This is a genomic window from Burkholderia sp. MSh2, from assembly GCF_000731655.1.
Classification (GTDB): Bacteria; Pseudomonadota; Gammaproteobacteria; order Burkholderiales; family Burkholderiaceae; genus Burkholderia; species Burkholderia paludis.
In genome coordinates this window covers 103686-123248 of sequence record NZ_JPGM01000014.1, presented here as the reverse complement: position 1 = coordinate 123248, position 19563 = coordinate 103686, and the positions used below count along the sequence as shown (strand labels likewise).

The window sequence follows — 19563 nt, the reverse complement described above, 5'->3', positions numbered from 1 at the left end:
GCACCGCGCCGCCTAGATCGCTTGATACGCATCAGCCGGCCGCAGATCGGACTCCCGCTGCGCGGCCACAGTGGCCATAATGCAGATTCACGCCCCTTCCGCCCCAAGGTTCGCCATGTGGTATGCCCTCGTCGAGCAGCAGCGGGAATGGATGCGCGCCTGGCGCGCCGCGACGCGGCATGCGTTCGACGCGTGGCCCCCGACGACGCTGCCGCACGCCGCCGCGTCGTGCTACGACGATCTGTTCGAGCCGTTGCTCGGACGGCCGGCCGGCCCGCCGCGCTTCGACATCGGGTGGCCGGACCTCGGCGAGCGCGTCGTCGCGCGCACGCCGTTCTGCGACCTGCGGCGTTTCACGCGCCCCGACACACGGCGTACGGTGCTGCTGTGCGCGCCGCTGGCCGGGCACGCGGCCGTGATGATGCGGGAAACCGTGGAAACACTGCTCGCCGACGGCGACGTCTGCGTGACCGACTGGCGCAACGCGCGCGACGTGCCGCTCGCGTCGGGCCGCTTCGGGCTCGACGAATACGTGGCGACGCTCGACGGCTTCGTCGACGGGCTCGCGCACGACGAGCGGCCGCTGCATGTCGTCGCCGTGTGCCAGGCGACCGTGCCGGCGCTCGGCGCCCTCGCCCTGCGCGCCGCACGCGGCCTCGCGCCGCCCGCGAGCATCACGCTGATCGGCGGCCCGCTCGACGCCCGCCTGAATCCGAGCTCGCTCGGCAGCGCCGCGGCCGCGCACTCGCTCGGCTGGTGCCGCCGCTACCTGATCGACGTCGTGCCGCCCGGCTTCACCGGGCACGGCCGCCACGTGTTCCCGACCTACCTGCAACAGGGCGAGATCGCCCTCCTGTATCCGCGGCGCTTCCTGACGCTGATCGAGGCCTACGCGCTGGCCGCGTCGCGCTTCGACATGGCCGGGCTCGCCGCGGCGCGGCGGGCGCTGCTCGAATACACCGCGCTGCTCGACATGCCGGCCGAGTATTTCCTCGACACGATCGACATCGTGTTCCAGCGCATGAGTCTCGCCAACGGCACGTGGGAGGTAGGCGGCCGGCGGATCGAGCCGGCCGCGCTGCGCGGCGTCACGCTGCTGACCGTCGAAGGCGCCTGCGACGCGGTCACGGGCGCCGGCCAGACACATGCGGCGCTCGACATGTGCGGCGGCCTCAAGGCCGACGAGCGCTATCGCATCGACGTCGACGATTGCGATCACTACGGGCTGTTTACGGGAGCGCGCTGGCACGGCAACGTCCATCCGGCGCTGCAGCGCGCGTTCGCCCTGGCCGAGGCCGGCCGCCCGCACGGGCTCAGGCGGACGTGATGCCGGGTCGGAGACGGGCCGCGTCGAGCAATGCGCGCACCTCGTCGTCGCTCGTCTGCTCGAAGCACGCGTAGAACTGGCTGATCCCGAAGAACGACGACGGCTGCGACACCGCGACGAACGCGTCCGCCAGATCGTCGAACGCATGCCGCGCACCCGCCGGCGCAACCGGCGCGGCCGCCACGACGCGCGCGGGACGACGCTCGCGCAGCGCCTGCAGCGCGACGCGCATCGACGCACCGGTCGCAATACCGTCGTCGACGACGATCGCCACGCGTCCGGCGACCGACAGCGGCGGCGCGGCGCCCCGATACAGTGCTTCGCGGCGATGCAGTTCGGCCGTCTCGCGCGCGATCACGTCGGCGAGCTGCGTGTCGGACACGTTCATCGAGCGGAGCACCGAACGCTGCAGATGAATCGCGCCGCCCGTCGCGATCGCCCCCATCGCGAGTTCGGGATCGTACGGCACGCCGAGCTTGCGCACGACCAGCACGTCGAGCGGCGCGCGCAGCGCGCAGGCAACCGGATACGCGACGGGCACGCCGCCGCGCGGCAATGCGAGCACGACGACGTCGCGACGCCCCGCGTAATCGCCCAATGCATCGGCCAGCTGGCGGCCCGCATCGGCGCGGTCGGCAAACCACTCGGTCACGATCGGCTCCCGGCTGTTGCGCCGGACGCGCGCAACCCGCGTCGGCGCCTGTCAACGAGCATGGTTCATCGGCGCGGCCGATGCAAGCGGGGTCACACCGGCGGGCGCAGCGCCCGCCGAAGGCAAGGATCAGAGGCCGCCGGCCTGCCGGTACAGCCGCCAGAACGACTGTGCATAGGATTGCGCGAGTTCGGGCGCGCGCCGGAACACGTTCACCGTTTCCGCATGCGCGGCCGCGCCTTCGGACAGCGTCGTCAGCGCGACGCTGTCGTCGACGATCACGAAGCGCGGCGCGGGATCGCCGGGCCGCGAATCGATCGCGACGTCGATGCCTGCGGATTTCAGATAGCCCGCGCCGCTGTACCTGCCCGCGCGCGGAGAGCGCACGAGCACGACCCGAACCTCGACGCCACGCGCACGCGCCGCGCGCAGCGCGCTCGCGACGGCCGGCTGCACGTGCGTATGGCCGGCCAGCAGCACGCGGCGCTGCGCCTGCTCGATCAGGCCGACGGTCGCGTCGGCCGCTGCGTTGTCATACGAAAAGTACGTGCCGAGCGATGCGGCGTCGGACGGCATCGGGCTGGCGTGGACGCTCGCCGCGCAGCAGAGCGCGGCGAGAAGGAAGGCGGCGGATCTCATGGCGGGCGCCATTGTAGCGACGCCAGTTCGGGTGGCAAGCGCCCGCCGCGGCGCTGCGGCGCGGGCGCAACACACGGTGCGGAAAACGCGTACGACGGCGGCCGTCCCGGTCGCCGTTCAGCCCGATGCGACGCGCGCGAGCCAGCTCGCGACGCCGTCGACCGAACGAAAATCCGCCAGGCTGCGCGCCGGCAGCGCCGGATACGCCGCACCGGCCATCTCGGCGAGCGCGCGGCCGGGGCCGAGTTCGAAAAACGCGGTCGCGCCCGCCTCCACGCACGCGGCAAGACAGGCTGCCCACTCGACCGGCTCCGCGATCTGCCGCGCGAGCTTGTCGAGACCCGCATCGACATCGAGCACCGATGCGCCGTCGATGCCGGAAAACAGCCGCGTGCCCGGCAGCGGCCGCCGCACGTGCGTTGCGGCGAGCGACGCGCGGAATCCCGGCACGGCCGCCGCCAGCAGGCGCGTATGCGACGCGATCCGCACGCCCATCGGCGCGACGCGCAGCGCACCGTCGCGCGCCGCATCGTCGCCCACCGCGTCGACATCGGCCTGCCGTCCGGCCACCACGAACGCGTCGCCCGGGTTCGCGATCGCGATCGCCGCGTCGCGGCCGTCGCACAGCCGCGCGAGCTGCGCGCGCGTCAGCCCCCGGACGAACACCATCCGCTCGCCGCCGCCGCTCGCGGCATCCATCGCATGCGCACGCGCATCGGCCAGGTCGAGCGCGTCCTCGGGCCGGATCACCCCCGCGACGCTCCACGATGCGACTTCGCCGACGCTGTAGCCTGCAACGCAGCGCCGGCGCGGCCACACGGCGTCGAGCAGCGCGGCGGCCGCGAGCGCCTGGAGCGTGCAGAGGATCTGCGCGGCACGGTTTTCGTGCAGCGCGTCCGTCCCGGCTCGCCGGACCCACTCGCGCGGATCGTCGCCGAGGAGCCGGCCGGCGTGCGCGAACAGCGCGCCGGCCGCCGGCGCGGCGCCGGTCAGGTCGAACATGTCGGCGCGTTGCGAGCCCTGCCCCGAGCACAGGATGGCCAGCGTCATCGCACCGCCCCGCCGGCTTCGAGCGCATCGACGAAGACGCTCATCGCGAGCAGATCAGCCGCGCCGCCCGGGCTCAGCCGCCGCGCGACGAACGCACGATGCGCGGCGGCCGCGCGCAGCCGCCAGTCGCGCGCGCGCACGCCGCCGCGCGCCACGAACGCACGGGCGGTCGCCCGCGCGAAGTCGAGGCCGGCCTGCCCGCCCCGGTGCAGCAGATTCGTGTCGTCGAGCGCGGCAATCAGCGCGAAGCACGCATCGACGCGCGCGGCTTCCGGATCGTCAGGCAAATCGCGCTTCGCGCGGCGCAGCGCGGGCAACCCGACCGCGTACACGGTCGTGAACCCGTCGGCTGCCTCGCGACGCGCGCCGCCGACGCCGTAACGGCGGCTCGCGCGCTCGCCGTGGCTGTCGGGCAAGCGCGGGCCGCCCAGGATATCGGCGCCCCAGCGGCGCGCGACGCACGCGCCGAGCGTCGTCCCGTCCGGCGCGGCGCCGGGCATCGCACGCCGGCCCGCGGCCGCGCACAGCAGCCCGAGCCCGAAGATCGCGCCGCGATGCGTGTTGACGCCGCCCGTCGCGGCGAGCATCGCGTGCTCGGCCCGCAGGCCGATCTTGCGCAGCACGGCCATGTCCGCGTCGCGCGCGCCCGCGTCGGCCAGCTCGGCGAAGTACGGGCGCAACGCGGCGGCGCTGCGGGCGAACGTCGCGGCATCCATGTCCGAATGACTGCCTGTGTCGACGTGACTGACGAGCCCCGGCTTCGGATAGGTTTCGATCTCGAGCACGAGACAGCGCTCGGCCAGCCCGGCGATACGCTCGGCATCGGACGGCGCCGCGACGCGCCGGGCAGCCGATGCGCTCATCGCGCGCCTCCGGTGAATGCGCCGGCCGGCATCAGTTCGACGGCGCTCGCGGTCTTGACCGCGACTTCGGGCTGGCGCGCATGCAGTTCGCGCCAGTTGACCCCCGCGCCGTCGGCGCGCAGCAGTTCGCCGTCGATGCGCATCGGCGCACCCGCGTCGATCGCCGCGAGGCCGTCGAGCAGCGGCGCAATCGACGCGGCGTCCGGCAACGGAAACACGATGTCGAGATCGGATGCCGCGCCAAGGTACGTCTCGCCCGTCAGCGCCTGCCACGCGAGGCTGCCGAACACGCGGCCCTGCACGCCGCAACGCACGCCGAGCGCGTCGAGCGCGCGCAGCGATGCGCGCCACGCGTCGGGCGCGACGGCCAGCACGTCGGCCGGCGCGGGCAGCGGGCCGATCGTCGCGAGCGCGTCGGCGGCCGCGTTCAGCGCGATGCGCCGCTTGCCCGCGGAAGGCGGCAGCGGCAAACCGAGCGGCACGCGGCCGGCCTCGACCTCGTCGGGCGATGCGCGGCGCACGATCAGCGGCCAGCCGCGCGCGGCCCACGCCCGCACGCGCGGATCGGCCGCAAGCGCGAGGTCGCGCGCGAACGCCGCGTCCCACCCCGCCGGCGTCAACGTGACGAGCGTGTGGCGGCGCAGCGGCATGTCAGCCTGCGGCACGCGCGAGCGCCTCGACGCGCCGTGCGACCTCGGTCGCGACCGGCCGGCCGCGCGCCGCGCGTCGATCGACGCGCTCGAGCGGCTTGCCGAGCCATTCGCCAACCTGCGCATCGAGCCCGCGCGCCGGATCGAGCACGGCGTCGACGGCGCCCATCTGCACGAGATTGTCGAGCCCCGGCGCGAATACCGGGGTCGAGCGCGACATCGCCGTCAGCACGTCGATCGGCAGCTTCGTCACGCGCGACATCGACGGCAGGTCCATCACTTCCGGCTCGGCGCCCGGCACCGCGAGCAGCGTGCGCGTCGCGAGCGCGGTCGCGATGAACGCGCCCGCGGCCGTGTGCCCGTACAGCACGCCGATCGTCCGGTGCCCGGCGAGATCGGCGTGCATCAGGCACTTCGCGAGATGCGACAGCCCCTCGTTCAAGCCGAGCAGTTCGTCGCGCTTGCTCATCCGCTGGCTGTCGCTGTCGACGAGTACGAGGATCGGCGTCGCCGCGCCGCGCTCGATCGTGCCGAGCACGTGCGATGCGAGGGTCAGCGCCTCGTCGATGCCGAACGGCAAGCGCTCGGCGACGCCGATCACGTCGACCCGCGTGCCGGCGAGTTCCGCGTGGCCGGTCAGCAGCCCGCCGGCGCGCGCGATCGAATGGCCGTGGGGAAACAGCGAGGTCAGGACTTCATCGAGCGTCATGCTTGGGCTCCTGCAGTTGGTCGGCAAGCGCGGCGAACGCGTCGTCCGGCATGCCCGGAATCGCTTCCGGCGCGGATGCGCCGAGCGCGCGCCACACGTCGAGCGCGTCCGCGCATCCGCCGAACCGCTCGACGCGCGCTTCGAGACGCGCCTGTTCCGCGCGCAGCATCGCCGCGTCGAACCGCGGCGCGCGGCCGATCAGCTCGAGCGCCGCCGCGCGGAACGCATCGGGCGTGTCGGCGACATAGCGGTCGGCGCCGCCCGTCAGCCGCCGGTGCTTGCCGCCCATCGTGCGCCAGATCAACGCTCGGTCCTTCGCGTCGAATTCCTCGACGCCGCGATTGGTCTCGATCACTTCGGGGCCCGACACGCTGATGCGCCCCTGCTCCGATACCGCGAGCGCCGAACAGCACGCGGCAAGCAGTCCGCCGCCGCCGTAGCAGCCCGCGCGTCCGCCGACCAGCCCGATCACCGGCACGCCGGCCGCCCGCGCGTCGACGAGCGCACGCATGATCTCGGCGATCGCGAGCTCGCCCGCGTTCGCTTCCTGCAGCCGCACGCCGCCCGTATCGAACAGGATCAGCACCGGCTTGCCGGCGTCGCGCGCGGCCCGCAGCAGCCCCGTGAGCTTCGCGCCGTGCACTTCGCCGAACGCGCCGCCCATGAAGCGGCCTTCCTGCGCGGCGACGAACACCGGGCGGCCGTCGAGCCGGCCGTGGCCGACCACCATTCCGTCGTCGAACTGCTGCGGCAGGTCGAACAGCGGCAGGTGCGGGCTCGTCACGCGCTCGGCCGGCCCGAGGAATTCGCTGAAGCTGCCCGCGTCGAGCAGCCCGTCGATGCGCTGCCGTGCCGACGCCTCGTACCAGCTCGCGCCGTTCGCGACGAACGCCGGCGCGTCGTGGATCGCGTCGCTCATCATGCGTCCCCCTCGATGGCGCGCACGGCCTGCGCGAGGCGCAGCGACACCATGTCGGGGCGCGCGCCGCCGTCGTTGATCGACAGCTTCAGGCCGCCCGGCGTGCGCCGCTCGACGAAATCCGCCACGACGGCCTGCCATACCGCGCCGAAGCCGACCGCCGCGGTGCGAATGTCGATCTCGCATTCGTTGCCGGGCAACACACGCTCGACGAGCACCTCGAGATTGCCGGACGCTACCACGCCGACGAGCGCCGCGGCCTGCCCGCCCTTCGCGCGTTCGCGCGCGGTGAAGCGATAGTTCAACTGTTCCATGCCCTCTTCCTTACCAGTTGCGGAACCGGGCCGGCGGCGCGTAGAGCCCGCCCGACCAGTGCACGAGATCCTTGATCGAGCGCGCGGCGAGCCAGCGACGATCGGCGTCGAGCGGATCGATGCCGAGATCCTCCGGGCGGCGGATCACGCCGCGCGCGCGCAACCGCTCGACCATCTTCCGGTCGCGGCCGCGGCCGATCTCCGTATAGCCGGCCACGCCGCGGATCGCGTGCTCGCGCTCGTCCCTGTCGCGGCACATCAGCAGGTTCGCGATCCCTTCCTCGGTGACGATGTGCGTAACGTCGTCGCCGTAGACCATGATCGGCGCGAGGTCGAGCTGCAGCTTGTCGGCGAGCTTCAGCGCATCGAGCTGCTCGACGAACATCGGCACGTTCTTGTCGCCGAACGTCTCGCCGATCTGCACCACGAGCTTGCGGCCGCGCCTGAGCGGCGCCGGCGTGTCGGGGTCGGCTTCCGCGCCGGCCTTCAGCCACGGCTCGCTCGGATGGCGCCGGCCGCGCGCGTCGCTACCCATGTTCGGCGCGCCGCCGAAGCCGGCGATCCGCTCCGCGGTGACCGTCGACGAATGGCCGGACAGGTCGATCTGCAGCGTCGAGCCGATGAACATGTCGCACGCATAGAGGCCGGCCGTCTGGCAGAACGCGCGGTTCGAACGCAGCGAGCCGTCGGGGCCCGTGAACCACACGTCGGAGCGCGCGCGAATGTAGTCGTCCATCCCGACCTCGGAGCCGAAGCAATGGATCTGCTCGACCCAGCCCGACTCGATCGCGGGAATCAGCGTCGGGTGCGGATTGAGCGCCCAGTGCGTGCAGACCTTGCCCTTCAGCCCGAGCTTCTCGCCGTAGGTCGGCAGCAGCAGCTCGATCGCGGCGGTGTTGAAACCGATCCCGTGGTTCAGCCGCCGGATACCGTACGGCTCGTAGATGCCCTTGATCGCGAGCATCGCGGTGAGGATCTGCGTTTCGGTGATCGCGGCCGGATCGCGCGTGAACAGCGGCTCGACGTAGAACGGCCGGCCGGCCTCGACGACGAAATGCACGCGATCGCCGGGAATGTCGACGCGCGGCACCTTGTCGACGATGCGGTCGACCTGCGCGATCACGATGCCGTCCTTGAATGCGGTGGCCTCGACGACGGTCGGCGTGTCCTCGGTGTTCGGCCCCGTGTACAGGTTGCCGTCGCGATCGGCGCTGACCGCCGCGATCAGCGCGACCTGCGGCGTGAGGTCGATGAAGTAGCGCGCGAACAGCTCGAGATAGGTATGCACCGCGCCGAGCGCGATCCTGCCGCCGAACAGCAGCTTCGCGATCCGCTGCGACTGGGGGCCCGAATACGCGAAGTCGAGACGCTTCGCGATGCCGCGCTCGAACACGTCGAGATGCTCGGGCAGCACGACGCCCGACTGCACCATGTGCAGATCGTGGATCTTCGCGCTGTCGACGTCGGCAAGCGCCGTCGCGAGCAGGTCGGCCTGCTTCTGGTTGTCGCCTTCGAGGCACACGCGGTCGCCGGGCCGCAGCACCGCTTCGAGCAGCGCGACGGCGTCGCGCGCATCGACCCGCTTGCCTTGCGCATGCGCCGCGCCGGCTGCGAGGCGTGCATCGCGCGCCTGACGCGCGTGATTCCATCCCGTCATGAACAGTTCTCCCGCTTCGATGGTTCAGCGGCATTCTAAGCCTGACGCCGCCGCCGATTGATGATGTTGACGAATGCGACTCAGAGGACGCCGCGATGGATGCGGCCCGCGCGCGGGCCGACCCGCGCCGGCCTATCCGCCGACCAGCGCGCGCGTCGTGAAGAACAGCACCGACGGACCGAGCAGGCAGCCCACGCCGGTATGGAACGTCGCGACCAGCGCGCCGTACGGGACGAGCCGGCGATCGGTCGCGGCAAGGCCCGCGCTCACGCCGCTGACGGTGCCGGCCAGGCCGCCGAAGATCATCGCGGAACGCGGCGTCTTCAGGCCCATGAAGCCGGCCGCGACCGGCGTGCCGACCATCACGATGATCGCCTTCACGAGCCCGGTCGCGATGCTGAGCGCGATCACGTCGGAGCTTGCGCCGATCGCCGCGCCCGTGACAGGCCCGACGATGTAGGTGACGGCGCCCGCGCCGATGGTCGTCATGCTGACCGCGTCGGTATAGCCGAACGCGCGCGCGATGCACGCGCCGACGATGAACGGCAGCACGGTGCCGAGCAGCAGCGACACCACGCCGACGAGCCCGGCCTTGCGCGCCTCGGCCGGCTGCACTTCGAACGCGGTCGCGACGATCGCGAAATCGCGCAGCATCGCGCCGCCCATCAGGCCGACGCCCGCGAACAACGGCACGTCGGCGATCCCTTTCTCGCCGCCGGTGAACGCGCCGCCGGCATACGCGAGCGCAAGACCGATCACGATCGCGATCGCGGAGCCGTGCACGCGGCCGAACGTGAGCTTGCGCGACGCGATCGACGACAGCCACATGATCAGGCCGACCAGCGCGAACGACGCGACGAGCCCGTTGTGGGCGACGGTTTTTTCGAGCATCTGCAGCATGGCGGCCTCCGTCATTGTTCGTCGAATTGCGGCACGCCCGCGAAGGCCGTGTCGTCGCGCCCGGTGCGCACGAGTACCGCGATGCAGCAGGCGCAGATCGCGACCGCGCCGACGGCGGCCAGCAGCGCGACCGGCCCGCCCTTCAGCGCGGCGACGACGTTCTGGTTCGCGGCCATCGCGACGACGACCGGAATGTACATCGCGCCCCAGAAGCCGGCGCCCGCCTCGGTCTCCTTCGGCAGCCAGCCGCGGCGGTGCAGCCACAGGCGCAGGCAGATCAGCAGCAGCATCGCGATGCCGACGCCGCCGACGTTGGTCTTCACGCCGATCGCGCTGCCCAGCAGGTCGCCGAGGAACAGCCCGGCCAGATGGCAGAACGCCAGCAGCGCGGTTCCGTAGATGATCATGAGTCGTCTCCAGTCTCTTCGTGACGGGCGCCGGACGCGTGCAGGAACCGGGCCGGCACGCCGATCCCGTGCGCGGACTGTCTCCTGCGGCGGTGCGCCGCTGCCCGGCGGCCCGTCGTGCGGGTGCGTTCTCGGGCGGTCGATGGAATGATGCGGTTTCGGGCCGGACGCCGGATGCCGTAGACTGACCGATGCAGCCGCCGGCACGACGCGCCCTGCGCGCCCCGCTTGCGCCCCGTTGCGGGACGCACCGGGGCGTGATCCGATACTAGCGCCGCGCGCTCCGGCCATTTATGAAGTTGTCGAAACCGATTCAGTGGATTTAGCAATGCGTCCGTTACCGCCCGAGCTGCTGCGCAGCTTCGTCGCCGTCGCCCAGTCCGGCAGCTTCACGGCCGCGTCCGAACGCGTGAGCCTGTCGCAGTCGACCGTCAGCCAGCACATCCGCCGCCTGGAGGAGCTGCTCGACCGGCCGCTCTTCGAGCGCGATACGCGCAACGTGCACCTGTCGCGGCACGGCGACGCGCTGTTCCGCTACGCGGTGCGCATCCTCGAGCTGATGGACGAAGCCGTCACGTCGGTGTGCGGGCCGCCGCTGTCGGGCAAGGTGCGGCTCGCGATGTCGGAGGATTTCGCGTCGGCGCACCTGACGGCCGCGCTCGCCAGCTTCGTGCAACGCAACCCGGAAGTCGAGCTCGCGATCTCGACCGGCTTGTCGGGCGACCTGTTCGACGCGCTCGACGAAGGGCGGCACGATCTCGTGTTCGCGAAGCGCATCGCGGGCAGCCGGCGCGGCCGCGTGATCCGCAGCGAGCCGCTGTACTGGTGCACGGGCCCCGATTCGCCGATCACCGGCCACGAGGCCGTGCTGCCGCTCGCGATGCATCCGGAGCCGAGCGTGTCGCGCCGCCGCGTGCTCGAATCGCTCGAGGCCGTCGGGCGGCCGTACCGGATCGCGGTCGTGAGCAGCAGCGTCGCGGTGTTGCGCGCGGCCGCGAGCGCGGGGCTCGGCGTCAGCGCGTTCGCCGGCTACGTGATCCCGGCCGGGCTCGCGCGGCTCGACGCGGGGCTGCCCGAACTCGGCGAACTCGAATACGTGATCGACCGGCCGGCGGCCGCGTCGCGCTCGACGCTCGCGCTCGAAGCCACGCTGATCGCGGCGGCCTCGGAGTTGTAACCGCGGCAGGCGCGCCGCCCGCGCGCGAACTGACAGCTCTGCCCGGAACGCGTCATCGTCCGCGCAGCACCCGCTCGCGACAATGGAACCCATCGGAACGCACGGCCCGCCGCCGCGCGCATCCGGTGCCTCGTTCCATTGACCGGAGTACGCCATGAACATCTTGCGATTCGCTGTCGCGACCGCCGCCGCCGCGCTGCTTTCCCCCGCCTTCGCCCAGACGACCGACGCCGCGGCGCCCGAGCAGGGACTGACCCGCGCGCAAGTCATCGACCAGCTCAAGCAGGCCTATCTGAACGGCGAACTGCCGACGAACGACGGCAACTATCCGCCGAGCGACGCGACACGCGCGCGCAACCGCGAACTCGTGCAGGCCGAGAATCCCCCGTGGCTCGCACAGGCGCCGCAGGCACCGCAAACGGCGGCGCAGCAGTAAGCAGCCGCAGGCTCGCCGGGTCGCTGCGCTGCGGCTCGATCAGGGCAGGAAGCTGCGCCGCCGCGCGTCGATCAGCTCGACGAGCAGCCGGTCGCGCTCGGCCGCGAGTTCCTGCATCGACCGCTCGCCCTGGATCGTGCGCAATTCGTCGTTCAGCTGGCGATCGACGGCCGGATCGAACGACGGCGTGCCGAGGTCGTCCCACCAGCTCGTGATCGGCCCCGACAGGTGCTCGAGAAAGTGCGCGATCCCGCCCGCGCCGCCGCCGAGGTGATAGGTCAGGCACTGCCCCATCAGCCCCCAGCGCAGGCCGGGGCCCCACGCGACGGCCTTGTCCGCATCGGCGACACTCACGACGCCTTCGCCGACGAGGTGATACACCTCGCGGAACAGCGCGGCCGCCAGCCGGTTCGCGACGTGCCCGGTCATCTCCTTGTTGAGGACGATCGTCTGCTTGCCGAGCGCATCGTAGAACGCCTTCACGCGCGCAATCACGTCCCGGCCGGTTGCGTCTCCGCCGACCAGCTCGACGAGCGGAATCAGGTGCGGCGGATTGAACGGATGCGCGATCAGGCACCGTTCGGGATGCTTCGCGCACGCGGTCTGGATGTCCGACATTTTCAGGCCCGACGAACTCGACGCGATCGGCACGTGCGCGGGCAGCACGTCATCCATCTGCCGGTACAGCTCACGCTTCAGATCGAGCCGCTCCGGGCCGTTCTCCTGCACGAAGTCGACACCGTCGAGCGCGCGCGCCAGATCGGCGTCGAACGACAGCCGCGCGGACAGCCCGGCCGCCCGCTCGCCCAGAAACGCAGCCAGCGCGTCGCGCAGCCGCGCGTCGGCCTGCGGCGCGGGATCCGTCGCGACAACGTCGAAGCCCTGCGTCAGATAGAAAGCTGCCCAGCTCGCGCCGATCACGCCGGCGCCGACGATCGCGATGCGTCGAATGTCCATGGTTGTCCCGTGTAGTTGGTCTGCGGATGGTGCGGCGGCGATTGTCGCATCGAATCCCGCGCGGATGCATTGACGCAGATTGCACATGCCCTCTTGAAATGCGTCGCGGCGGCCACTAATTACAGGGCGTCGGGCAGTGCGTCATGCCACGCGCCGCCCCCGTATCGACCCCGTGGAGTCACCGTCGCGCCCGCCGCAGGCGTCGCGCCGTCACGTCTCCCGCGTTCCCTGTTCAGGAGGACCAACATGAGCGGTATCCATTTCGGCAACGACCTGTTCGACGAATTCGCCCGCGTGCAGCGGCAGGTGGCGAACCTGCTCGGCGACCGCCCGTCCGGCATCCGCGCGGTGCGGCCCGGCGCCTTTCCCGCGCTCAACGTCGGCGCCACCGACGAGGCCATCGAGATCGTCGCGTTCGCGCCCGGCATGGCCGCGGCCGATTTCGACGTGTCGATCGACAAGGACCTGCTGACGATCAGCGGCGAGCGCAAGCCCGCGCCGCGCGGCGAAGGCGACGATCTGCGCACGTATGCACAGGAGCGCTTTCATGGCGCGTTCCGCCGTGTCGTCGAGCTGCCGCGGGATGCGGACCCCGACCAGGTCAGCGCCCGCTATGAAAACGGCTGCCTGCTGATCCGCGTCGGCCGGCGCGAAGCATCGAAGCCGCATTCGATTACCGTTCAATAATATTCAGGATACCGACATGAATACGAACCCGACCCTGGCCGAACGCCGCCCGAACGTCGTTCACTCCGCCGCCGCCGAAGCCGCGCGCCGGCCCGCGATCACGCCGGCCGTCGACATCGTCGAGAACGCACTCGGCGTCACGCTGCGGGCCGACCTGCCCGGCGTGCCGCGCGAGAACCTCGACGTGAAGGTGCACGACAACACGCTGACGATCGAAGCCGACACGCACCTCGACACGCCGGCCGACCTGCGCGTCCGTCACGCCGAAGTCCGCGCGACGCGTTATGCACGGTCGTTCGTGCTGAGCCCCGACCTCGACACGTCGCGGATCGATGCGAACCTGCGCGACGGCGTGCTGACCGTGACGATTCCGCGCCGCGAGGAAACGCGTCCGCGCCGCATCGACGTGACGGCCGGCAACGCGTAAGCGCGCGCAGCCATCTCCCCGCTCCGCATGAAAATGCCCCGCCGGACGTCGTCGGTGGGGCATGGTGTATCGGCGACATCACCGCGATGCGCGACGGGGCATGCCGGTTGCCCGCTCGTCCGCGCGGGCATGCCACCGGCAAGGCCGGCCGCTCCGGTTCCGATCCGGGGCCCATCGGACTGCCGACGCCGCTACGCGTGGCGCCGCTCATGCTCGAGCAGCCACTGCTTGCGGGCCAGCCCGCCGCCATAGCCTGTCAGCGTCCCGTCCCGCCCCAGCACCCGGTGACACGGTATGACGATCGCCACCCGGTTCGCGCCATTGGCACGCGCGACTGCCCGCACCGCACGGGGATGGCCGAGCTGCTCCGCCTGTTCGCCGTAGCTGGCCGTACCGCCATAGGGAATCGCACGCAGGGCCTGCCATACCGACTGCTGAAACGGGCTGCCGGGCGTGTCCAGCGCCAGATCGAACCGCTTGCGCACACCGGCGAAATACTCGCCGATTTCACGTTCGGCCTGACGCGTATGCGCGTTTTCTCCCGCGAGGATGCGTGCGTGCAACAGTCGCTGGAGATCCCTGAATTCGGTCTCCAGCATGCGCCGGTCGACAAACTCGAGCAGGCATGCGCCACGCTCGCTCGCACACACGAACATCGGCCCCAGGGGCGTGGTGAAGCGATGCACGAGCACCACGTTCGCGGCCCCGGTCGGCGCGCGCCCCGTCAGTTTCCTGCAGGTATAGCCGAAACCGCTCAGCGAATCGTAGCCGCTGTCGAGCGCGACGTCGGTGGCCCGGCGGCCGGCCTTCAGTTCCTCGAGCGCCGTATTGATTCGCAGCGAACGCTGGAACGCCTGGAAACTCATCCCGTAATGCCGGTGAAACCAGCGGCGGATGCGTTCCGGCGCGAGCCCGCGCTGCCGGAGAAGCTCATCGGTCACGCGCTCTTTCGGATGCGCACGCACCCAGTCGATGGCCTCGGCCACCTCGGGCGGCGCGGCGTGGGCGTTCTCGGTCGGCTTGCAGACCTTGCAGGGCCGGTAGCCGGCATCGAGCGTTTCCTTGAGGTCCGTGTAGAACACGACGTTCTCGCGTTTGGGCTTGCGCGCCCGGCAGGTCGCGATGCAGAACACGCCGGTGGTCTTCACCCCGACGTAGAAAATGCCGACGTGATCCGCCGCCCGTTCGACCAGCGCGCGATAGTAGGCGTCGATCCGCCCGGCGTCAGTCACCAGCATGCGCGAACACCGGCTGGAAGGATTGACCGGCGCGCACGTCGACGAGCAGTTGCTGCAGCACCTGGTGCATCCGCCGGTGCAGGAAATTGCCCATGCTGATGCGCTTGACGCCCAGCGCCGCCAGCCGCTCGAACGACGGCAGATCAGGCATGCACATCACGTTCAACGGAAGCGGGACGCCGGCCGCAATCGCGGCGATATCGGCTTCGTCGGTCACACAGGGAACAAAAAGGCCGTCCGCTCCGCTCAGGGCATAGCGCCGGCCGCGTGAAACGGCTTCCTCGCGCGCATGGGCCACGCCCAGCAGAAAGGTATCGGTGCGGACGTTGAGGAACAGCCCGATGCCGGCCGCCCGCAAGCCGGCATGGATATCGTGCAGGCGCCGCGCAAAGGTATCGGCATCCACCAGCGTGCGACGGTCTTCGCGCACGACACTATCCTCCAGGTTGACGCCGGCCACGCCCAGCGCAGCCAGCTCGCGCAGATTGTCCACCACGGCCTCGGGCGTCGCGCCATAGCCGGCCTCGACATCGACGGACAGCGGCAGGCCGGATACCGATCGCACACGCGCGACCAGCGCCTTCAATTCGGCAAAGGCGATACCCTCGCCGTCTGCATGGCCGAGCAACTCGGCCATGGCGGCGCTGGAGGTCCCGATCGCCGCATACCCCGCGGCTTCCGCGGCACGGGCGCTGGCCGCATCCCAGACGTTGGCGAGCAGCAGCGGTTCGGTTTGTTGATGAAGCCGGGCAAAATTCATGGAACACCTCGCGTGAACATGGCGCAAGTATCGTTGCCCGGCCGATCGCCTCACAACCGAAATTTGAACAGGTATTTTTCGGCCGGCCGCGCCGCGTCTCCCGGCCTCCTCCTGCACCGCAGCCCCGTTGGACGGCGCGTGCCCCGCGCCGGCGCGGGAAGCGACGCCGCGGTCAATCGAAATCGAACAGGTCGAACACCGACTTCTTGCGACGCTGGCCGTCGTGCCGGTAGCGATCGTCGTGCGCGCGGCCGTCGCGCCCCCAACTGTCGTCGTGGCCGCGCGGCGTGTGCGCATCGTGCTGCGCCGGCGCCATATCGCGCCGCGCCGGCGCGTCGCCGGTCTCGCCGGCGATCAGCTTGTCGAGTTCGCCGCGATCGAGCCACACACCGCGGCACGTCGGACAGTAGTCGATCTCGATCGACTGGCGCTCGGCCATCAGCAGGTCGGGCGTCTTGCAGACTGGGCATTTCATTGCACTTCTCCTTTCCGTATGGATTCCTTAAAAATTCCACTTGAAAGCGTGCGAGCCGGCCGCCGCAGCGGCCCGCATCGCACACGATGGCTCAGTCGCCCTCCACCCGCGCCGCGCGCTTCGCCTTCGCGCGCCGCGCCAGCATGTTCATCCCCTCGACGAAGGCCGAGAACGCCATTGCCGCGTAGATATAGCCCTTCGGCACGTGCGAACCGAAACCTTCGGCAATCAGCGTCATGCCGATCACGACAAGGAACGACAACGCAAGCATCACGATGGTCGGGTTGCGGTCGATGAAGCGTGCGAGCGGCTGGGCAGCGAACAGCATCACGGCCACCGCGACGATCACCGCGACGAACATGATCGGGACGTGCTCGGTCATGCCGATCGCGGTCACGATGCTGTCGATCGAGAACACGATGTCGAGCATCACGATCTGGCCGATCGCAGCCCACACCGTCAGGCCGGCCGCACCGCCGGCACCGCTCGCGCCGTCGCCGTCGTGCGCCACGTGGTGATGGATCTCGGTGGTCGCCTTCCAGACGAGGAACAGGCCGCCCGACAGCAGGATCATGTCGCGCCACGAGAACGCATGGTCGAAGGCCGTGAACACGGGTTCGGTGAGGCTCGCGATCCACGCGACGCTGCCGAGCAGCGCGAGGCGCATCACCAGCGCGAGCGCGATGCCGAGGCGCTGCGTGCGGGCGCGCTGCGCTTCGGGCAGCTTGTTGCTGAGGATCGAGATGAAGATCAGGTTGTCGATGCCGAGCACGACTTCCATCACGACGAGCGTCAGGAGCGCGGCCCAGACGGCGGGGTCGGCGGCAAGCGTCAGCAGGTAGTCCATGAAATGGGCCGATACGAAAGTGGAAAGCCAGATGATATGCCGCCCCGAACTTCGGAAAAATCAGAGAGAATCTGATCTTAGGTTCGGTTTTTACGAAGTAAACGATTCCATGCTCAATTTCCGGCATCTGTACTATTTCTGGGTCGTCGTGAAGGAAGGCGGCTTCGCGCGCGCGGCCGGACGTCTCGACATGGCCGTGCAGACGATCAGCGCACAGGTGCGCGAGCTCGAGAAGGCGCTCGGGCACCAGTTGCTGCGCCCCGCCGGGCGCGGCGTCGCGATGACCGACGCCGGCCAGGCCGCGTTCGCGCGCGCGGAGGCGATCTTCGAGATGGGGCGGCTGATTCCCGACGAAGTCCGCGCGGCGGCCAGCCGGCCGACCGTGCGGCTCGCGGTCGGCCTCGCGGACGGCATCTCCAAGCTCGCCGCACACGCGATCCTCGCGCCGGTACTCGATACGCCCACGCTGCGGCTGCTGTGCCACGAGGGCGAGCACGACGCGCTGCTCGCGGAGCTGGCGCTGCATCATCTCGATCTCGTGCTGGCCGGCCAGGGCGCGCCGTCGGGCTCGAACCTGCGCGTGACGAGCGAGCGGCTGGTCGCGTCGCCGGTCGACTGGTACGGGCCGGCGGCGCTCGTGACGCCGGCCGCGCGGCAGCGCTTCCCGCAGTGCCTGGCCGACCTGCCCGTGCTGCTGCCGACCGCGCATTCGGCACTGCGCACGCGCCTCGATCAATGGCTCGAAAGCGAACGGATCGTGCCGCGCGTGGCCGGCGAATTCGAGGACAGCGCGCTGATGGCCGTATTCGCGGCGCGCGGCCTCGGCGTGTTTCCGCTGAGCGAACTCGGCGCGAACGACGCGTCGCTGCTGCGCGGCCTTCGGCGGCTCGGGCGCGCGGGCGACGTGACCGAGGAAATTCACGCGATCCGCTCACGGCGCGGCGAGCATCATCCGCTCGCCTCGCAGTTGCTGGCCGCGGCTCGCCCCGCGCCGACCGACTGAAGCGAGCGCGACATCAAACGAAACTATAATGACGCCCCGGCCATCCGAGATTTGCGCGCGCACCACCCGGGCGCCTCCCCTTGCGCGGCATCTCGCCGAGCCTTCTGAAAGACGCCATGCACAACCGATTTCGCCTGTTTTCCGCTTCGTGCGCGCTCGCGGCCGCGACCGTGCTGGCAGCGTGCTCGTCGCCGCCCAAGCCGATCTACCAGCAGGAGCAGTTCGACGCGACCAGCAGCCCGTACGCGCACACGTTCCATTCGAAGTCCGACGCGACCTGCGAGGCCGCGCGGCGCGCGCTGCTGAGCCAGGGCTATGTGGCGTCGTCGTCGCGCAACGACGCGGTCGACGGCAGCAAGAATTTCCAGCCGAACAACGACATGCACGTCGTGATCGAGTTTCACGTCGTGTGCGCGGACGCGAACGCGGACGGCTCGTCGAGCATCGCGTACGTGAACGCGGTGCAGGACCGCTACACGCTGAAGAAGTCGAATACGTCGGCCAGCGTCGGCCTCAGCCTGTTCGGCTCGCTGTCGCTGCCGATCGGGTCGAGCGACGATGCGCTCGTCAAGACCGCGAGCGAGACGATTCCCGCCGGCGTGTTCTATGAGCGCTTCTTCAACCTCGTCGACCATTTCCTGAAGATCGATCCGGCCCGGCGCGATCGCGCCACCGTCAAGCAGGCCGAAAAGGAAGCCGTCGCACCGCTGCCCGAGCCCGCGCCGACGCCGCAAGGCGAGCCGATCAAGATGACGACGCCGGTCGTGCCGACGCCGCCTGCCGCACCCGTGCCGCTTTCGGCGCCGGGTGCCGCGCCGGCATCGGGCGCGAGCGCCGTGCCTGCCGCGACGGGCGGTGCGGCGCCGGCGGGAGCGGTTTCGGCGCCCGTCGCCGCGCCGACGCCCGCGCCGGCTTCGGCTCCGGTTGCCACGGCGACGCATGCACCGGCTTCGGCCCCCGTTGCCACGTCGACTCTTGCACCGGCTGCGGCTCCGGTTGCCACGTCGACACCTGCACCGGCTTCGACTCCCGTTGCCACATCGACTCTTGCACCGGCTGCGGCTCCCGTTGCCACGTCGACACCTGCGCCAGCTTCGGCTCCCGTTGCCACGTCGACTCTTGCACCGGCTACGGCTCCCGTTGCCGCGTCGACACCTGCACCAGCTTCGGCCCCAGTTGCCACGTTGGCGCCTGCACCGGCTTCAGCACCAGTCGCCTCATCGACACCTGCACCGGCTCCAGTCTCCGCGTTGACGCCTGCATCGGCGTTGGCACCCGCACCCGCCTCTGTATCTGTCTCCAGCCCGGCATCGCCGCCTGCCGCCACGGCGCCGGCGGCTGCCACGCCGGCGCCGGCCGCGACCGCGACTTCGGCCCCCGCATCGGCATCTGCGCCCTCAAGCGGATCGCCTGCACCTGCCGCCGGCACCCCGGTCGCATCCTCCGCACCCGCCGCGAACTGACCGGCA

At 70.7% G+C, this 19563-nt stretch carries 23 protein-coding genes; 7 read left to right on the top strand and 16 right to left on the bottom strand.

Annotated features, from left to right (window positions below; translation table 11 throughout):
- Positions 1 to 115 precede the first annotated feature (115 nt).
- On the top strand, positions 116 to 1327 hold the full coding sequence (locus GQ57_RS11090; RefSeq protein ID WP_034197895.1) for a polyhydroxyalkanoate depolymerase: 1212 nt from the start codon (positions 116 to 118) through the stop codon (positions 1325 to 1327).
- On the opposite strand, the gene GQ57_RS11085 is transcribed toward GQ57_RS11090, so the two are convergent.
- The 11 genes from GQ57_RS11085 to madL all read right to left on the bottom strand — a co-directional run bounded on the left by GQ57_RS11085 (position 1314) and on the right by madL (position 10087).
- Complete coding sequence (locus tag GQ57_RS11085) at positions 1314 to 1979, bottom strand: phosphoribosyltransferase (RefSeq protein ID WP_425322000.1); 666 nt, start codon at positions 1977 to 1979, stop codon at positions 1314 to 1316. The genes GQ57_RS11090 and GQ57_RS11085 overlap by 14 nt on opposite strands.
- Before the next feature lie 129 nt (positions 1980 to 2108).
- Positions 2109 to 2630 (bottom strand): phospholipase D-like domain-containing protein, encoded by a 522-nt coding sequence (locus tag GQ57_RS11080; RefSeq protein ID WP_031401014.1) that lies wholly within the window; start codon positions 2628 to 2630, stop codon positions 2109 to 2111.
- 105 nt (positions 2631 to 2735) lie between these two features.
- Positions 2736 to 3668 (bottom strand): acyltransferase domain-containing protein, encoded by a 933-nt coding sequence (locus GQ57_RS11075; RefSeq protein ID WP_034197893.1) that lies wholly within the window; start codon positions 3666 to 3668, stop codon positions 2736 to 2738.
- Positions 3665 to 4531, bottom strand: coding sequence for a triphosphoribosyl-dephospho-CoA synthase MdcB (gene mdcB, locus GQ57_RS11070; protein ID WP_034197892.1), 867 nt, complete (start codon positions 4529 to 4531; stop codon positions 3665 to 3667). Before mdcB ends, GQ57_RS11075 begins: the two co-directional genes overlap by 4 nt.
- Positions 4528 to 5196, bottom strand: coding sequence for a malonate decarboxylase holo-[acyl-carrier-protein] synthase (gene mdcG / locus GQ57_RS11065; RefSeq protein ID WP_034197891.1), 669 nt, complete (start codon positions 5194 to 5196; stop codon positions 4528 to 4530). The genes mdcB and mdcG overlap by 4 nt, the downstream gene beginning before the upstream one ends.
- Entirely contained in the window at positions 5183 to 5890 is a 708-nt protein-coding gene (mdcE, locus tag GQ57_RS11060; protein WP_031401018.1) for a biotin-independent malonate decarboxylase subunit gamma, read from the bottom strand. Before mdcE ends, mdcG begins: the two co-directional genes overlap by 14 nt.
- Positions 5877 to 6812 (bottom strand): biotin-independent malonate decarboxylase subunit beta, encoded by a 936-nt coding sequence (locus GQ57_RS11055; protein WP_034197890.1) that lies wholly within the window; start codon positions 6810 to 6812, stop codon positions 5877 to 5879. The genes mdcE and GQ57_RS11055 overlap by 14 nt, the downstream gene beginning before the upstream one ends.
- A complete protein-coding gene (gene mdcC / locus GQ57_RS11050) occupies positions 6809 to 7123 on the bottom strand; it encodes a malonate decarboxylase acyl carrier protein (protein WP_034197889.1) in 315 nt (104 codons plus the stop codon). The genes GQ57_RS11055 and mdcC overlap by 4 nt, the downstream gene beginning before the upstream one ends.
- A gap of 10 nt (positions 7124 to 7133) precedes the next feature.
- Entirely contained in the window at positions 7134 to 8780 is a 1647-nt protein-coding gene (gene mdcA / locus GQ57_RS11045; RefSeq protein ID WP_031401021.1) for a malonate decarboxylase subunit alpha, read from the bottom strand.
- 132 nt (positions 8781 to 8912) lie between these two features.
- Positions 8913 to 9680 (bottom strand): malonate transporter subunit MadM, encoded by a 768-nt coding sequence (gene madM / locus GQ57_RS11040; RefSeq protein ID WP_031401022.1) that lies wholly within the window; start codon positions 9678 to 9680, stop codon positions 8913 to 8915.
- An 11-nt stretch (positions 9681 to 9691) separates the two neighbouring features.
- Positions 9692 to 10087, bottom strand: a complete 396-nt coding sequence (gene madL, locus GQ57_RS11035; RefSeq protein WP_034197888.1) for a malonate transporter subunit MadL — start codon at positions 10085 to 10087, stop codon at positions 9692 to 9694.
- A 328-nt stretch (positions 10088 to 10415) separates the two neighbouring features.
- Here madL and GQ57_RS11030 point away from each other — a divergent pair, with 328 nt between their 5' ends.
- Positions 10416 to 11264, top strand: a complete 849-nt coding sequence (locus GQ57_RS11030) for a LysR substrate-binding domain-containing protein (RefSeq protein ID WP_031401024.1) — start codon at positions 10416 to 10418, stop codon at positions 11262 to 11264.
- Between the two features lie 154 nt (positions 11265 to 11418).
- Positions 11419 to 11700: a DUF4148 domain-containing protein gene (locus GQ57_RS11025; RefSeq protein WP_031401025.1), complete on the top strand. Its 282-nt coding sequence runs from the start codon at positions 11419 to 11421 to the stop codon at positions 11698 to 11700.
- 39 nt (positions 11701 to 11739) lie between these two features.
- Here GQ57_RS11025 and GQ57_RS11020 read toward each other — a convergent pair whose 3' ends face one another.
- Entirely contained in the window at positions 11740 to 12657 is a 918-nt protein-coding gene (locus tag GQ57_RS11020; RefSeq protein WP_034197887.1) for a 3-hydroxyacyl-CoA dehydrogenase NAD-binding domain-containing protein, read from the bottom strand.
- A gap of 246 nt (positions 12658 to 12903) precedes the next feature.
- Between GQ57_RS11020 and GQ57_RS11015 the strand changes: the two genes are divergently transcribed.
- Both GQ57_RS11015 and GQ57_RS11010 read left to right on the top strand, forming a co-directional pair.
- A complete protein-coding gene (locus GQ57_RS11015; protein ID WP_031401027.1) occupies positions 12904 to 13344 on the top strand; it encodes an Hsp20/alpha crystallin family protein in 441 nt (146 codons plus the stop codon).
- 16 nt (positions 13345 to 13360) lie between these two features.
- On the top strand, positions 13361 to 13771 hold the full coding sequence (locus tag GQ57_RS11010) for an Hsp20/alpha crystallin family protein (RefSeq protein WP_034197886.1): 411 nt from the start codon (positions 13361 to 13363) through the stop codon (positions 13769 to 13771).
- A gap of 191 nt (positions 13772 to 13962) precedes the next feature.
- On the opposite strand, the gene GQ57_RS11005 is transcribed toward GQ57_RS11010, so the two are convergent.
- The 4 genes from GQ57_RS11005 to GQ57_RS10990 all read right to left on the bottom strand — a co-directional run bounded on the left by GQ57_RS11005 (position 13963) and on the right by GQ57_RS10990 (position 17091).
- A complete protein-coding gene (locus GQ57_RS11005) occupies positions 13963 to 15009 on the bottom strand; it encodes a bifunctional transcriptional activator/DNA repair enzyme AdaA (RefSeq protein WP_031401029.1) in 1047 nt (348 codons plus the stop codon).
- Positions 14996 to 15769: an isocitrate lyase/PEP mutase family protein gene (locus GQ57_RS11000; protein ID WP_034197885.1), complete on the bottom strand. Its 774-nt coding sequence runs from the start codon at positions 15767 to 15769 to the stop codon at positions 14996 to 14998. Before GQ57_RS11000 ends, GQ57_RS11005 begins: the two co-directional genes overlap by 14 nt.
- 172 nt (positions 15770 to 15941) lie before the next feature.
- On the bottom strand, positions 15942 to 16244 hold the full coding sequence (locus tag GQ57_RS10995; RefSeq protein ID WP_031401031.1) for a TFIIB-type zinc ribbon-containing protein: 303 nt from the start codon (positions 16242 to 16244) through the stop codon (positions 15942 to 15944).
- 91 nt (positions 16245 to 16335) lie between these two features.
- Entirely contained in the window at positions 16336 to 17091 is a 756-nt protein-coding gene (locus GQ57_RS10990; protein WP_031401032.1) for a TerC family protein, read from the bottom strand.
- Positions 17092 to 17200: 109 nt separating this feature from the next.
- Between GQ57_RS10990 and GQ57_RS10985 the strand changes: the two genes are divergently transcribed.
- Complete coding sequence (locus GQ57_RS10985) at positions 17201 to 18094, top strand: LysR family transcriptional regulator (protein WP_034197884.1); 894 nt, start codon at positions 17201 to 17203, stop codon at positions 18092 to 18094.
- A 116-nt stretch (positions 18095 to 18210) separates the two neighbouring features.
- Complete coding sequence (locus GQ57_RS39175) at positions 18211 to 19557, top strand: DUF2242 domain-containing protein (RefSeq protein WP_081896643.1); 1347 nt, start codon at positions 18211 to 18213, stop codon at positions 19555 to 19557.
- Positions 19558 to 19563 lie beyond the last annotated feature (6 nt).

Excerpts from the sequence above, each read along its gene's own strand:
- madL (WP_034197888.1), bottom strand. The coding sequence starts at position 10,087 with ATGATCATCTACGGAACCGCGCTGCTGGCGTTCTGCCATCTGGCCGGG.
- mdcE (WP_031401018.1), bottom strand. The coding sequence starts at position 5,890 with ATGACGCTCGATGAAGTCCTGACCTCGCTGTTTCCCCACGGCCATTCG.
- GQ57_RS11090 (WP_034197895.1), top strand. The coding sequence starts at position 116 with ATGTGGTATGCCCTCGTCGAGCAGCAGCGGGAATGGATGCGCGCCTGG.
- GQ57_RS11030 (WP_031401024.1), top strand. The coding sequence starts at position 10,416 with ATGCGTCCGTTACCGCCCGAGCTGCTGCGCAGCTTCGTCGCCGTCGCC.
- GQ57_RS11020 (WP_034197887.1), bottom strand. The coding sequence starts at position 12,657 with ATGGACATTCGACGCATCGCGATCGTCGGCGCCGGCGTGATCGGCGCG.
- GQ57_RS11055 (WP_034197890.1), bottom strand. The coding sequence starts at position 6,812 with ATGATGAGCGACGCGATCCACGACGCGCCGGCGTTCGTCGCGAACGGC.
- mdcB (WP_034197892.1), bottom strand. The coding sequence starts at position 4,531 with ATGAGCGCATCGGCTGCCCGGCGCGTCGCGGCGCCGTCCGATGCCGAG.
- mdcC (WP_034197889.1), bottom strand. The coding sequence starts at position 7,123 with ATGGAACAGTTGAACTATCGCTTCACCGCGCGCGAACGCGCGAAGGGC.
- GQ57_RS11005 (WP_031401029.1), bottom strand. The coding sequence starts at position 15,009 with ATGCTGGTGACTGACGCCGGGCGGATCGACGCCTACTATCGCGCGCTG.
- GQ57_RS11010 (WP_034197886.1), top strand. The coding sequence starts at position 13,361 with ATGAATACGAACCCGACCCTGGCCGAACGCCGCCCGAACGTCGTTCAC.
- GQ57_RS10990 (WP_031401032.1), bottom strand. The coding sequence starts at position 17,091 with ATGGACTACCTGCTGACGCTTGCCGCCGACCCCGCCGTCTGGGCCGCG.
- GQ57_RS10995 (WP_031401031.1), bottom strand. The coding sequence starts at position 16,244 with ATGAAATGCCCAGTCTGCAAGACGCCCGACCTGCTGATGGCCGAGCGC.
- GQ57_RS11025 (WP_031401025.1), top strand. The coding sequence starts at position 11,419 with ATGAACATCTTGCGATTCGCTGTCGCGACCGCCGCCGCCGCGCTGCTT.
- GQ57_RS11015 (WP_031401027.1), top strand. The coding sequence starts at position 12,904 with ATGAGCGGTATCCATTTCGGCAACGACCTGTTCGACGAATTCGCCCGC.
- GQ57_RS11075 (WP_034197893.1), bottom strand. The coding sequence starts at position 3,668 with ATGACGCTGGCCATCCTGTGCTCGGGGCAGGGCTCGCAACGCGCCGAC.
- GQ57_RS10985 (WP_034197884.1), top strand. The coding sequence starts at position 17,201 with ATGCTCAATTTCCGGCATCTGTACTATTTCTGGGTCGTCGTGAAGGAA.
- GQ57_RS39175 (WP_081896643.1), top strand. The coding sequence starts at position 18,211 with ATGCACAACCGATTTCGCCTGTTTTCCGCTTCGTGCGCGCTCGCGGCC.
- GQ57_RS11000 (WP_034197885.1), bottom strand. The coding sequence starts at position 15,769 with ATGAATTTTGCCCGGCTTCATCAACAAACCGAACCGCTGCTGCTCGCC.
- GQ57_RS11080 (WP_031401014.1), bottom strand. The coding sequence starts at position 2,630 with ATGGCGCCCGCCATGAGATCCGCCGCCTTCCTTCTCGCCGCGCTCTGC.
- madM (WP_031401022.1), bottom strand. The coding sequence starts at position 9,680 with ATGCTGCAGATGCTCGAAAAAACCGTCGCCCACAACGGGCTCGTCGCG.
- mdcA (WP_031401021.1), bottom strand. The coding sequence starts at position 8,780 with ATGACGGGATGGAATCACGCGCGTCAGGCGCGCGATGCACGCCTCGCA.